This window comes from Xanthomonas sp. NCPPB 3569, from assembly GCF_041475645.2.
In the GTDB taxonomy this organism is placed as follows: Bacteria; Pseudomonadota; Gammaproteobacteria; order Xanthomonadales; family Xanthomonadaceae; genus Xanthomonas; species Xanthomonas phaseoli.
In genome coordinates this window covers 3,017,410-3,030,702 of the sequence record NZ_CM192969.1, presented here as the reverse complement: position 1 = coordinate 3,030,702, position 13,293 = coordinate 3,017,410, and the positions used below count along the sequence as shown (strand labels likewise).

The window sequence follows — 13,293 nt, the reverse complement described above, 5'->3', positions numbered from 1 at the left end:
TGTGAAGCCCCGTTGCCCCGGGGCGAGAAGGCACAGTTTGCGCGCCACTGGCGCGCGTGCCTTGGAGCGCCCGCGCCGCAAGCGCGGGCCGGGGCGGGAAGCGGGGGTTGGGGTGAGGGTACGGCGCGAAGCTGCGCAGTGTCGAAACGACACGATGCTGCGCGCATACCCTCATCCGCCCCTTCGGGGCACCTTCTCCCGCAGGGAGAAGGGGTGTCAGTGGAGCCCCTCTCCCTTTGGGGCGAGAAGGCACAGTTTGCGCGCCATCGGCGCGCGTGCCTTGGAGCGCCCGCGCCGCAAGCGCGGGCCGGGGCGGGAAGCGGGGGTTGGGGTGAGGGTACGGGGCGAAGCTGCGCAGTGTCGAAATGACACGAGGCTGCGCGCGTACCCTCATCCGCCCCTCCGGGGCACCTTCTTCCGCAGGGAGAAGGGAACAGCTGCAGTAGTTGGGAACCGGCGACAACCTTTTCAATGAGGGGCACCATGGCCACACAAGGCAAGTTCCACAAGCGGCTGAGCCTGACCGACCTGACCTTCATCGGGCTGGGTTCGATCTTCGGTTCCGGGTGGTTGTTTTCGGCCAGCCACGTCTCATCGATCGCGGGGCCGGCCGGCATCGTGTCGTGGATCCTCGGCGGCATCGCGGTGCTGTTGCTTGGGCTGGTGTATTGCGAACTCGGTGCGGCATTGCCGCGCGCCGGCGGAGTGGTGCGCTACCCGGAGTATTCGCATGGCGCCTTGCTCGGCTCGCTGACCGGCTTCATCACCTTGATCGCGTTCTCCAGCCTGATCGCGATCGAAGTGGAGGCGGCGCGGCAATACGCAGCGGCGTGGTTCCCGTGGTTGAGCCAGCCGAACAGCACCCATCCCAGCGTCGTGGGTTGGCTGGTGCAGCTGGCGTTGCTGGTGCTGTTCTTCGTGCTCAACTATTTCAGCGTCAAGACCTTTGCGCTGGCCAACAACATCGTCAGCATCTTCAAGTTTCTGGTGCCGATCCTGGTGATCGTGCTGCTGATGCAGCACTTCGATGCCGGCAATCTGAGCGTGCATGGGTTCGCGCCATCTGGCATGGCAGGCGTGGAAGCGGCGATCTCGGCCGGCGGCATCATCTTCGCGTACCTGGGATTGACCCCGATCGTGTCGGTGGCCAGCGAAGTGCGCGACCCGCAGCGCAATATTCCGATTGCGCTGATCCTGTCGGTGGCGCTGTCCACGGTGATTTACGTGCTGCTGCAGCTGGCGTTCCTGGGCAGCATCCCGGCCGCGCAGCTCGCACACGGCTGGGCGGGTATCGACAAGGCCTTCTCGCTGCCGTACCACGACATCGCTCTGGCGCTGGGCATGGCGTGGCTGGCGGCACTGGTGATCTGCGATGCGATGGTCTCGCCCAGCGGCACCGGCAACATCTACATGAATGCCACGCCGCGCGTGGTGTATGGCTGGGCGCGCAGCGGTGGATTCTTGCCAGTGCTGACGCGGGTGGATCCGGCGTCGGGCATCCCGCGTCCGGCACTGTGGTTGAGCCTGGGCTTGTCGATCTTCTGGACGCTGCCGTTTCCCTCGTGGGAGACGCTGATCGGCGTGGTGTCGGCGGCCCTGGTGCTGAGCTATGCGGTGGCGCCGATCACGGTGGCGGCCCTGCGCCGCAGCGCGCCGGACTTGCCGCGCCCATTTTTCGTGCGTGGCCTGCCGGTGCTGGGGCCGCTGTCGTTCATGGTGGCGGCGTTGATCGTGTACTGGTCCACCTGGCCGACCTTGTCGTGGTTGCTGGGCTTGCAGGTGCTCGCGTTCGTGCTGTATGTGCTGTACCGCCTGCCTTCGCGCGAAGGCCGCGCGCGCCTGGTGCGGCAGGTGCACGCATCGTTGTGGCTGATCGTGTTCTTCGTGCTGGTGATGCTGGTGTCGTGGGCGGGGACGTTCGGCGGACATGGCTGGATTGCGCATCCGTTCGATACGCTGGCCGTGGCGGCCATTGCGTTCTTCATTTACCACTGGGGCGCGCGCAGCGGTTTGCGCAGCGACGAGCTTGCGCTGGAGGAGGACGATGGTGAGTGAGGCGCGCCGCAGCGCACTTGGTTTGCGTCCATGGTCTGCGCTAGTCGCCTCGGTGATGCTGTTGTCCGGTGCTGTGCAGGCTGCGCCAAGCGTTGCCGATTACCAACGCTCGCTGGGGTTGCGCGAGCAGTGGATCACTCTGACGGAGAATGTCGCCTGGCCGGCGCAATGGCAGGACAATGGCAGGTTCCATTACCGCAAGACGGTGCCGGGTGGTTTTGCGTTCGTCAGTACCGATGTGGCCACGTTGCAGAAGCAGCCGGCCTTCGATCAGGCGCGCCTGGCACAGGGCCTGCGTGCGGCAACCGGACAACCCTATGCGCCGCTGCGCCTGCCGTTCGAGCAGTTCTGGTTTTCAACCGAGGGCGAACGCAGCGATGGCGCCATTGTCTTTGCACTGGACGATGCGCCCTGGCGTTGCACGCTGACCACCTACCACTGCGCACCCGATGCTCGGCTGCAGCCGGCACGCCCACGCGGTTTCGGCGTGGTGCGTGACCCGCTGGTGCCGGCAGACACCACGCCGCGTCGCTCGCCCGATGCCAAGTGGGAGGTGCTGGCCGATGGTTGGAACCTGGTGTTGCGCCATGTCGCCGACGGGCAGGTCACCCGGCTCAGCAGCGACGGCCGTGCCGATGACTATTTCGATCTGGAGAGTGTTGCCTGGTCGCCTGATTCGCGGCAGCTGGCGGTGTACCGCGTGCGTCCGGGGCTGGCTCGCCGTGTCACCCGCGTCGAAGCCGCGCCTGCCGGCGGCGGGCAACCGGTGGTGCATACCCAGTTGTATCCCAAGCCGGGCGATGCGGTGGATGTGGAGCGGCCGGTGCTATTTGCGCTGGACGGAACACGTCGCGACGTGGACACCGCGTTGTTCGACAACCCGTATTCGTTGTCGCCGCTGCAGTGGCGCAGCGATGGGCGCAGTGTGGCGTTCGAGTATGTGCAGCGTGGTTTTCAACGCATGCGCGTGATTGCGGTGGATGCAATCAGTGGGCGCGCGCGCGTGGCAGTCGGTGAAGACGCGCGCACCTTCGTGTATGCCGACCGCAGCTTTCGCCACGACGTAGACGGGCGTGGCGATGAGGTGCTGTGGATTTCCGAACGTGACGGCTGGCGGCACCTGTATCTGTTCGATGGACGCAGCGGCAAGCTGAAACGCCAGCTCACCCGCGGGCCGTGGGTGGTGCGCGATGTGCTGCGCGTGGACGATGCGCAACGCCGCATCTGGTTCACGGCCAGCGGGATGGATGCGGGCAAGGATCCGTACGACCGCCAGCTCTACAGCGTGGATTTCGACGGCCGCCGGTTGACCCGCTTGACCCACGCCGAGGCCGACCACGATGTGGCGATTGCCGATGACGGCCTGCATTACGTCGATGTCTATTCGCGGCCGGACCTGCCGCCGGTGATGGAGCTGCACGCCATCGATGGCCAGCTGCTGCACACCGTGGAGCGTGGCACGATCGACAAGCTGCAGGCCGCCGGCTGGCGCGCGCCGGAGACCTTCGTGGCCAAGGGCCGCGATGGCACCACCGATATCTGGGGCATGGTGGTGCGTCCGCGCGACTACGATCCGCGCAAGACCTATCCGGTGATCGAAAACATCTATGCCGGGCCACACGATTCCTTCGTCCCCAAGACGTTCTGGCCGTTCGGTTATCACTCCGGCGGCGACAAGCAGATCGGCATGCAGGCGCAGGCCGATCTGGGTTTCATCGTGGTGATGATCGACGGCATGGGGACCGCAAATCGCTCCAAGGCGTTTCATGATGTGGCGTGGAGAAATCTGGGCGATTCCGGGTTTGCCGACCGCATTGCCTGGCATCGTGCGCTGGCGACCAAGGACCCGTCTTACGACATCAGCCGCGTCGGTATCTACGGTGCATCGGCCGGCGGGCAGAGCACGCTGGGAGCGCTCGAGCGTCATCCGGAGTTCTACAAGGTGGGCGTTGCGTTTGCCGGGTGCTACGACAACCGCATGGACAAGATCAGCTGGAACGAGCAATGGATGGGCTGGCCGGTGGATGCGCACTATGCGCAGGCGTCCGGCGTGGCCAATGCAAGCAAGGTGCAGGGCGACCTGCTGCTGATCGTCGGCGAGCAGGACAGCAATGTGGATCCGGCGTCCACCGCACAAGTCGTCGACGCACTGATCAAGGCCGGCAAGGAATTCGACCTGCTCACCGTACCGGGTGGCGAGCATTCGGTCGGCCGCTCCAGCGGGCCGATCGATTACGTGCAACGTCGCCAGTACGACTTCTTCGTGCGCCATCTGCGCAACGAATCCACGCCGCACTGGAATTCCCTGCCATCGGAGGCGCAATGATGGGTTTGTTTGTTCGATTCAAGACACAGGGGCGCGGCCGGGTGGCGGGTCTGCTGTGGTCGCTGGCATTGCTGGCTGGCAGCACACCGTTGCTTGCTGCAGAGCAGCTGCCGCGCTTGGTCACCCAGAACGGCCGCCACGCGCTGTTTGTCGATGGTGCGCCGTATACGATCCTGTCCGCGCAATTGCACAACTCCAGCGCATGGCCGGCGGTATTGCCCAAGGCGTTGGACGAGGTGGTTGCCCTGCATGCCAACACGGTGGAAGCGCCGGTGTACTGGGAGCAGTTCGAGCCGGAACAGGGCCGCTTCGACACGAGCAATGTGGACGCGCTGATTGCCGGCGCCCGCAAGCGGGGCCTGCGCGTGGCCTTGCTGTGGTTCGGCAGCTGGAAGAATGGCCAGATGCATTACGTGCCGGAATGGATCAAGCGCGACGAAGCGACCTACCCGCGCATGCGCGACGCCAATGGCGAGCCGGTGGATGTGTTGTCGCCCCATGTGGCCGCCAATATGCAGGCCGATGCGCGTGCATTCACTGCGTTGATGCAGCACCTGCGCAAGGTGGATGGCGACCGCCATACCGTGATCCTGGTGCAGGTGGAAAACGAGCCGGGCGCCATCGGTACCGTGCGCGATCACGGCCCCGCAGGGGAGGCCGCGTTCGCACAACCGGTGCCGGCCCAGATTGCGCGCGCGCTGGGCAAGCCGCAGGGCAGCTGGCAGCAACTGTTCGGTGCCGAAGCAGCCGAAGCGTTCAATGCGTATGCCACCGCCGCGTATATCGAACAGGTGGCCGCCGCCGGCAAGCGTGTGTATCCGCTGCCGTTCTACGTCAACACCTGGCTGCGCTACAAGGGCAAGCGCTATCCGGGCATGGACTATCCGTCCGGCGGTGCGACGGTGAACGTCTTCGCGCTGTGGCGCGCGGCCACGCCGTCGATCGATTTCATCGGCACCGACATCTACACCAACGATTACAACGAATACACCAAGGTCATCGGCCAGTACGCGCCGCCCGACAACCCGGCCTGGGTGTCGGAAACCGGCTTCGAAGCGGCCACCGCGCCGTATCTGTTCCATGTGCTGGGGCAGGGCGGGATGGGCTTTTCGGTGTTCGGCATGGATGGCAACCCCGACAGCGAGGCCAACCGCGCAGCGGCTGCAGCCCATGCGGCCAACTTCACACTGCTCGCGCCGATGCAGCGGATTCTGGCGCAGGCGGCCTTCGACGGCCGCCTGCAGGCGGTGACCGAGCAGCCCGGCGCGCCACAGCGGACGCTGCGCTTCGGCGACTGGGAGGCCAAGGTGTCGTTCGGTGCGCCCATGTGGGGCGATGCGCCGCCCATTCTGCCGGGCAACGACGACCACGCCGGCAGGCTACTGGTGGCGCAACTGGGGCCGGAGGAATTTCTGGTGACCGGTATGGCCGCACGCATTGAATTTTTCCGCGACGCGGCCGATACCCGTCATGGACAACTGTTGCGGGTGGAGCAGGGGCGGTATGTCGATGGGCGCTGGCAGATGGAAAGGCAGCTCAACGGCGACCAGACCGATTACGGCCTCAACTTCGGGCGTGTGGATGCGGCTGGCAATGTGCCCGTGGTGTTGCGGGTGCGGGTGGGTACTTACTGAGCGCGCGTGACGCGGCTGTAAGGCGGGCGTTGGGGGAATCGACGAGCTGGGCAGGACATTGCGGCTGCTGTCCGCCGGTTCTAGTGTTCCGAGCAGTGCCACTGACACATATTTGTTGATGCAAGTGCCAAAACAGTAGAACGCAGTTGCCAGCTGCGAGTGTGTTGGTGGGTTGTCAACAAACGTCATCGGTTAGTTCTCAGTTTCTACAGCGGAGCCATCATGAGCATCAGCAGCATCGACAGTTCCGGAATGCAGGTCGCCGCGCTGCGTCAGCAGGTCGCGGCCAGCAATGTAGCCCGCCAGCCCGTGGATGGCAGCCCACGTCAGTCTGTCGCGGCCAGCACCCAGGCCAATGCCGGCGTGGCCGCCAGCGTCGTCGATGCCAGCGCCGATCCATCTGCACCGGCCACCGATCTGGTGGAAGGTCTATCGGCACGCAATGACTTCCAGGCAAATGCCAACGTGTTGCGGCGCTCCGACGAGATGCTGGGTAGCTTGTTGGATGTATTGACCTAAGCGGTTGGCCTACACGACGACGGTCGTCGACCTGTTGCATTGTGTGCACGGCGTGTCCTGCGAGCGGCAAGGATGCCGCGCACTCAAGGTCTTCGTGTTTTCTGCAGGGCCCTTGCCCGCCCACCATCGCAGGACACGCTGCAAGTACGTCCTTGTAAGCTCCGTGGCGGCATCCATGCCGCCAAGGGTCCCGCGACGGTGAGCGGGCAAGGACCGGCCAAACTGGTCGGTGCGCAGCGTTTCAACAAGCAACCATCAATGCGACGCCGTCGAAAATAACCAGCCAACTCTCAGGTGCGGTGAGTGCACCGCGCACTCAAGGTCTTCGCGTTTTGCTGCAGGGCCCTTGCCCGCCCACCATCGCGGGGCATGCTGCAAGTATGTCCATGTAAGCTCCGTGGCGGCATCCATGCCGCCAAGGGTCCCGCGACGGTGGGCGGGCAAGGACCAGTCGAGATGGTCGGTGCGCATGGTTCGGCAAAGCAACCGGCAGAGGGCTTTGCCCTTCTCCTTCGCTTTCATCAAAACCACCCGCCAACTGTCTGGTGCGGTGCCGTCGCCGATTGCGGGACCGTTGGCGGCATGGATGCCGCCATCGAGCCCCCATGGACGGTTTGACGGCGTGTCCCGCGAGCGGTGAGGGCACCGCACACGCGACGCGTCGATCTCCTCGCAACGCAGACGCGGTGAGGGCATCACGTATTCAAATAAACAGGCGTTGGTCTGGAGCGTCATACTGAAATCGCTGTACTCACAACTCATTGCCCGTCAGTGCCCAGCACCTGTGCCGCATTTATGATATCCACGCCCTGTAGCTGTCCCAGCCAGTTGTCGAACCAGGGTTTGTGCATCGCGCCGACCACCGCCAATACCCGTGCGCCGGGTTGGTCGGCAAAGCTGGCACGCACGTTAGACACCATGCGCAGGTTGCGGATTTCCCACCCGGACACGTAGCGATAGCCGTAGTGCTCCGGCGAGTCCTCGCTCAACGCAGCGCGAAAATCCACTGCAATCGCCAGCTGCTGGCTGGCAGGTAGATTGATCGCGCGGTACAACTCCAGCAGTTTGCCTTCGCTTGCCAACTGGTCTTCGTGTTCGCGCATGGTACGTGCACGCGGCGCGGCCTTGTCCCAGGCCGCCTGAATCGCCTTGCCGTAGGACACCGGATCGCCTATATCGATGTTGTCGCCGGTGTGATCGTCGGCCGAATACACACGCTGCAAACCAAGCCGTGCCGCCAGCCGCGCGGCGATCTGGTGACTCTCGTTGGGGCGCTCCTCTGCCTTGCGCAAGCGAGCAACCAGCGCAGCATCCAGCCCGTCGCCGGCACGTTGGTCGGCGGGTGCAAGCTGCAGCCATTGCACCAACGCAGATGACGGGTCGCCGGAGGCCAGGAACAGCGCTGCCAGATGGCGACGTTGTGCCGGCATGGGCGTCTGCGGCCAGGTCTTCAATGCGCTGCGTACCTGGCCAACGGCGGCTGGCACATCCAGTCCGGTGGCACGCGCAGCGTCGGCGGTGTCCGGACAATAGTTAGTGGTGTCTTCGGGCAGATAGACCGCAGGATGCCGGCGCATCAGATCGCAGCTTTCGCCAGACAGGTTTTCGACGGTGATGATGGTGGGGCGGTAAGCGGCCAGTCGGTCCATCAGCGGTTGCAGGCGCGCGGCACTGATGTCGCTGCCCTTGGGCACCTGCGATAGATGCACGCTGCCGAGTACCAGCACCTGCGTGCGTGGCGCGGCCATCTCCGCATCCAGCTGCGACAGATCCACTTGCGCCTGCGCTACGCTGGGCGCGATGAGCGTCAGCAATGCGGAGCACACCATGCGATGTCGCCATGGCGCGGTCACGGCCGAACGGGATGCCGCAGCGTTGACGCCGTTCGGTTCGCAAGGGACTGGGGTCTGCATGACGCTCCTTGTGGAATGATCGTGTCCGCGCCACCGCAAGCGCACCCTGCGGCGGTGGACGTGCGGCGAGTGTGGCCGAGGCAGCGGGCGGCGGGCCCGGCCGGAAAGTCATGCGGTCAAATGGCAGGGGCGGCAGTGCGCCCACCCTGCGAGGTTTTGCCTGGTGGTGAAACGTCGGCCACGGTGGGTCGCACGTGCCGCATGCAAGTGGCCTGAGCGTGCGTGGCGGCAAACCTGCAGGGGAGCTGGAGCGACGCAGCGAGGCGAGCGGCAGCCACCGCGCTTGTACGCGGATATCGGGGCATTCCGCGCGCGGTGATGGCTGCTTGCAGCATCGCCCATGCCACACTCAGTCCGGTCGCAGCGCCTCGGCCAAACGTGCGCCGTCGGGCACGCCCAACCCGGTATTGGCGTCCCAGCCGGTGGATGCACGGAAGCCGGCGTTATCGCCGGCGACGATGTCGCGGAATGCACCCGGTCGACCGTACAGACGCGGCAACACGAAGCGGGGTTGCATGCGGTTTGCGCCGTAGATGCGTGCCAGCAAGGCCGCCCATAACGGCGCAGCGGCGCTGGTGCCGCCCATCACGGCGGGCTGCCCGTTGATCAACAGGTAGTAACCGGTCTGCGCATCGGCATTGGCTGCGACATCGGGGACACCACGCATGCCCAACTGGCGTGACTGATGCTGCGCATTGGTGATGCGCAGACCCATCTGCCAGGCAGGGCGAGCAAAGAACCTGCTTTCTCCGCCGCCGCCGTTCGTCCAGGCTTGTTCGTTGGCGCTGTCGGCCGTTACCTGGAGCCGAGTGCCGCCGCAGGCAAGCACGAACGGGCTGGATGCCGGAAAGCAGACATTCAATCCTGGCTGCCCGTCGCTGGCGCCATCGTCGCCAGCGGCAATGCACACGGTGATGCCCATCAGTGCAGCGGCCTGAAACGCACAGTCGTACGCCTGCCGCGATTGCGGCGTCCATTGCGATTCGGTGAAGCCCCAGCTGATGGCGATGACGCCAGGAGAATGCTCTGCATCGTGGATGGCGGCGTTGATCGCTTCCAGAAAACCGTTGTCGGTGTTGGGCGCGAAATACACCACCAGTTTGGCGCCCGGCGCGATTGCCCCGGCGATCTGGATATCCATCTGCGCTTCGACATCGGCATCAGCATTGCCGCGACTGACGGTATTGGTGGCCCCGGGCAACAGCACATCGACCAGTGTCGGCATGGGCACGCGCAGCTGCGCGAAATAGGCCGCCACCTGTTCGCGTGCATAGCCGCCGCCCAACACGATGATGCCGATGCATTGACCGTGCCCGTCGTGCTCGGGAAAGCCGTAGAGCTGCGCCAGCTGCGGTGGCGTGTATTGCATGATCGGACCATCCTGACTGTCCGCCGTTGCAATGGGCCGCATCGCGGGCGGCGAGGAGGCAGTCGCCTCGGGCACGCTGGGCAGCGTCTGAGCCTGCGGGCGTGCGTCCAGCCCGAGCACGGCGGTGACGATGCCGCCCAGGGTCTGTGGAATCGATACCGGGCCGGTGCGTCCGCGATAGCGCAATGCGCCATCGATATAGTCGCGCAAGCTGACCTGGAATGCGGCCTCGCATTGCTGCACGGTGCCTTCCGCGATCACATTGCCGCTGTCTGCGTGCGCGTGCTCGATCGTCAAGCCATAGCTGGCGGCAAAGTCGGCAACGGCCTGCAGATCGGTCGCACTGGCAGCGAAGCGCTCGCTGAACTCCGCGCGCGTGCATGCACTCGGTAGCGTATCGGGCTGCAGTTGCAGCAGCGCATCGGCAGCGGCATTCAATGCCGGCATCCGCACCGCGAGCAGGACGCGCAGGCGTTCGTCCTGCGGCGGTCGTCCGGCTTGGATGGTGGAGGGGGCGGTACGGCGCTCACTGCCGGCCAGGATCGTGTGCATGCGGGGGAGAACTCCATCGAGGTGGGTGGGACAACGTGGGTTGGTGCAGATCCAATGTCGCCGCCGCGTGCTGCGCGACCAGCGCGGCGCGCACGACTGCCAGCGTGTGCATTCAACGCCATGCGCGGGTTGTCCGTGCAGCGGGGTACCGCGTGCGATGGACTGCAATACGAAGCACGGACGCATCGATCGCTGGGCCACCGGCCAATGGCACGCAATGGCAAGCGGTTGCAGCAAGATCAGCATCGCCCGCGTGCGCCTCAAATCCTGCGACAGCATGCCGCGTGGTTTGCGGGGCCAGCGTCCTGGCGCACTCAGGGCCGCCGCGCGCCCAACCGTCAGCGGTCCACGCGTCGGGGCGATGTGCAGATTTCCGCACCGGTGTCTGACCGCCGTCACAAGACGCCGTGCAGCAACGCGCGCACGATGGGCCACGATCATTCGAGGGAGTAACGATGGACCGTAGAACCTTTCTGCGTCGGGGCGTGGCGGCCACCGCGGCGGTCGGTGCAGGTGCCACGCTGGCCACGTCGTCGGCTGCAAGCACGCTGCCGGCGCCGACGCTGCCCCGTCTGGAACCGCTGCCTTCGGCCGCGCATGTCGGCAGCACGCTGTGCAGCTTCACCCACCTGCAGCGGCATTGGACGGTCTACGAGCATCTGGACGACGCGCAAGGCCAGCTCACGTTGTGCACCGACAGCGGCATGTTGCGCCTGGACAAACGCACCGAGCCGGCCTATCCGGCCGGGGGCACGCCGTATTTCGGGCTGCCGCTGGCGCAGGTGGCAATGGCCGAAGCCGACCTGCTGGCCGACCGCCTGCTGCGCGACGGCGACCCGGACGAGGCACAGGTGCGCGATGCCGCGCCGCCGCCTGCCTCCTTGCTCGACCCCAAGGACAACGGCGGCCGCTGGCCGTGGACCACCTTTGTGGGCACACGCGAAAGCCTGGACACCATGCCCATCCTCCCCAACGGTCGCAGCCGCACCTCGCGTCCGGAACAAGCCTTCGCCGAGCTGGGCGAGGAAGCGCTGATCAAGCGCCGCGAAGAAGGCATGCTCGGCGGCTGGATGCCGGCGGTGCGCAAGGTGATGCGCCGTGAGGGCGAGCCCGACAGCTGGTACGACGTGCTGGTGTTTGCCGACGTGCGGGCAAGCGACCGCTTCGTGGTGCAGACCTGGCACCGCACCATGAAGGTCAAGGCCGGCGCCATCGTCGCGGTGCACTACACGAACAGCTACCCCGAATTTGCCCCCTCGCGCAGCGCCGCCACGGCCGAACAGTTCTACGCCGCACTGATCGATTTCGCTGCGTATTGGCAGCAGGCGCTGCAGGGCACCGTGCAGGCGCAGTTTCCCGATGCGAGCTGGAACGACATGGCGCAGTTCGCGTTCGCGCGCGAGCTGGTGGTGCGCCCTGGCGGCGACTACCCGAAGTATGGCGCGGTGGAACGCGACTACTACGGCAACGAATACGACGGTTTTCAGGACACCTTTACCAGCTCGTTGTACGCCAACCTGGAGTGGGGACGCTTTGCACAAGCCGCGGCGGTGCTCGACAACTACTTCGACGCCTTCGTGCAGGACGATGGCCTGCCGAACATGCGTGGGCCGGAAGTCGGGCAGTTCGGGCTCACCTTGTCGTTGCTGGCGCGGTACCTGCGTTACACCGGCGATGCGCCACGGCTGCGCCGCGTGCTGCCCAAGATCGCCGCCACCGCGCAGCTGTTGTGCGCCTTGCACGACCAGGCGCTGGCACTGCCGCGCACGGCGCATGGCCATGGGTTGCTGCACGGCTGGAACGAATCCGATGCCTGCCTGTTTCCCGATCCATCGCTATGGTGGAAACCGTATTTCGCCAATAGCGCGCTGACCATTCGCGGCTGGGAAGACATCGCACAGGTGTGGAGCACGCTCGATGGCGATGCCGGCCAGGCCGCGCAATGGCAACGCCGCGCCAAGCAGCTGCGTACGCGGCTGGAGGCCAGCCTGCGTGCCAACGTGCGTCGCGACCTTTCGCCGCCGTACGTGGGTCCGTTGCCCGGGACCACATTGACCTTCCGCCAATCGCTGCTGCAGGAAAAGCCCAGCGAACAGCAATGGCCGCATCGTGCATATGCCGAACTGCTGCAGGCCGATGTGTTGCCGGACGATCTGGCCCACCTGGTGATCGATTGCCTGCGTGGCCACGGCGGCACCAGCATTGGCGTGGTGGCCAACATCGCACCGCCGGAGCCGGGCAGCCGCGATCTGCTCGGTTTCATTTCCTACGGCTACGCGCAACAACTGCTGCGGCTGGATCGCATCGAAGAATACCTGTTGTTCGTCTACGCGCATCGCTATCAAGTGCACACGCGCGGTAGTTGGACCGCCGGGGAAGTCAGCGGCATCACCGGCGGCATGCCGTTGTTCTGCATCCCGGCGCAGATGACCATTCCCTTGCTGCTGCGCTGGATGCTGGTCAGCGACGACAGCGCCGGCGAGCAGTTGTTTCTCGCGCGTGCGGTACCGCGCGCGTGGCTGGGCAGCGGTGCGCCTGTTGGCATCACCGCAGCGCCAACGCGCTGGGGCACGGTCACCTTGACGCTGCGCACCGACACTGCGGCGCGTTGCATCAGTGCCGATGTGCAATTGCCGGAACGCGCACCTGCACGCACCTGGCTCACCTTGCGCACGCCCGCAGGCACACGCCTGCAGCGCGTGCTGGTCGATGGAAAACCGGCGCGAGTGCAGGGCTCGCATGCGGATCGGGTGGCCTTGCCCGGTGCTGCTGCACTGGTGAAGGTGCAGGCGTGGTACGTCTGACAACCGCGACGCGATGCGCAAGCATCGCCTTGCTGCAGTGTTGCTGGACATGGCGTGCCACAGTGCCGCTTTGCTGATCGCATGCAGGTGCTGTAGTCGATCGTAGAGACCAGGGCACATC

General features: G+C 65.5%; 8 protein-coding genes. 5 read left to right on the top strand and 3 right to left on the bottom strand.

Going from position 1 to position 13,293, the window contains the following annotated elements; translation table 11 throughout:
• Nucleotides 1-483: 483 nt before the first annotated feature.
• The 4 genes from ACCQ03_RS13205 (at nucleotide 484) to ACCQ03_RS13190 (ending at nucleotide 6,534) form a co-directional block, all read left to right on the top strand.
• Nucleotides 484-2,055, top strand: coding sequence for an APC family permease (locus ACCQ03_RS13205; RefSeq protein WP_057680140.1), 1,572 nt, complete (start codon nucleotides 484-486; stop codon nucleotides 2,053-2,055).
• Nucleotides 2,045-4,381 carry a S9 family peptidase gene (locus tag ACCQ03_RS13200; RefSeq protein ID WP_057680139.1) on the top strand — a complete coding sequence of 779 codons (2,337 nt, stop codon included), beginning with the start codon at nucleotides 2,045-2,047 and terminating at the stop codon, nucleotides 4,379-4,381. The genes ACCQ03_RS13205 and ACCQ03_RS13200 overlap by 11 nt, the downstream gene beginning before the upstream one ends.
• Nucleotides 4,381-6,015: a DUF5597 domain-containing protein gene (locus tag ACCQ03_RS13195; protein ID WP_209227242.1), complete on the top strand. Its 1,635-nt coding sequence runs from the start codon at nucleotides 4,381-4,383 to the stop codon at nucleotides 6,013-6,015. Before ACCQ03_RS13200 ends, ACCQ03_RS13195 begins: the two co-directional genes overlap by 1 nt.
• 222 nt (nucleotides 6,016-6,237) lie before the next feature.
• Nucleotides 6,238-6,534: a hypothetical protein gene (locus ACCQ03_RS13190; protein ID WP_209227240.1), complete on the top strand. Its 297-nt coding sequence runs from the start codon at nucleotides 6,238-6,240 to the stop codon at nucleotides 6,532-6,534.
• 255 nt (nucleotides 6,535-6,789) lie between these two features.
• Here ACCQ03_RS13190 and ACCQ03_RS13185 read toward each other — a convergent pair whose 3' ends face one another.
• From ACCQ03_RS13185 to ACCQ03_RS13175, 3 genes are all read right to left on the bottom strand, one after another.
• Nucleotides 6,790-7,269, bottom strand: a complete 480-nt coding sequence (locus ACCQ03_RS13185; protein WP_209227270.1) for a hypothetical protein — start codon at nucleotides 7,267-7,269, stop codon at nucleotides 6,790-6,792.
• A 23-nt stretch (nucleotides 7,270-7,292) separates the two neighbouring features.
• Nucleotides 7,293-8,363: a DUF5694 domain-containing protein gene (locus tag ACCQ03_RS13180; RefSeq protein WP_057678878.1), complete on the bottom strand. Its 1,071-nt coding sequence runs from the start codon at nucleotides 8,361-8,363 to the stop codon at nucleotides 7,293-7,295.
• Nucleotides 8,364-8,796: 433 nt separating this feature from the next.
• Nucleotides 8,797-10,368 (bottom strand): S53 family peptidase, encoded by a 1,572-nt coding sequence (locus ACCQ03_RS13175; RefSeq protein ID WP_209227238.1) that lies wholly within the window; start codon nucleotides 10,366-10,368, stop codon nucleotides 8,797-8,799.
• A 455-nt stretch (nucleotides 10,369-10,823) separates the two neighbouring features.
• On the opposite strand from ACCQ03_RS13175, the gene ACCQ03_RS13170 reads away from it, so the two are divergent.
• A complete protein-coding gene (locus ACCQ03_RS13170; RefSeq protein ID WP_209227236.1) occupies nucleotides 10,824-13,172 on the top strand; it encodes a glucosidase family protein in 2,349 nt (782 codons plus the stop codon).
• The last annotated feature ends 121 nt before the right edge of the window (nucleotides 13,173-13,293 follow it).

Excerpts from the sequence above, each read along its gene's own strand:
- ACCQ03_RS13175 (WP_209227238.1), bottom strand. The coding sequence starts at position 10,368 with ATGCACACGATCCTGGCCGGCAGTGAGCGCCGTACCGCCCCCTCCACC.
- ACCQ03_RS13190 (WP_209227240.1), top strand. The coding sequence starts at position 6,238 with ATGAGCATCAGCAGCATCGACAGTTCCGGAATGCAGGTCGCCGCGCTG.
- ACCQ03_RS13195 (WP_209227242.1), top strand. The coding sequence starts at position 4,381 with ATGGGTTTGTTTGTTCGATTCAAGACACAGGGGCGCGGCCGGGTGGCG.
- ACCQ03_RS13185 (WP_209227270.1), bottom strand. The coding sequence starts at position 7,269 with ATGACGCTCCAGACCAACGCCTGTTTATTTGAATACGTGATGCCCTCA.
- ACCQ03_RS13180 (WP_057678878.1), bottom strand. The coding sequence starts at position 8,363 with ATGGTGTGCTCCGCATTGCTGACGCTCATCGCGCCCAGCGTAGCGCAG.
- ACCQ03_RS13205 (WP_057680140.1), top strand. The coding sequence starts at position 484 with ATGGCCACACAAGGCAAGTTCCACAAGCGGCTGAGCCTGACCGACCTG.
- ACCQ03_RS13170 (WP_209227236.1), top strand. The coding sequence starts at position 10,824 with ATGGACCGTAGAACCTTTCTGCGTCGGGGCGTGGCGGCCACCGCGGCG.
- ACCQ03_RS13200 (WP_057680139.1), top strand. The coding sequence starts at position 2,045 with ATGGTGAGTGAGGCGCGCCGCAGCGCACTTGGTTTGCGTCCATGGTCT.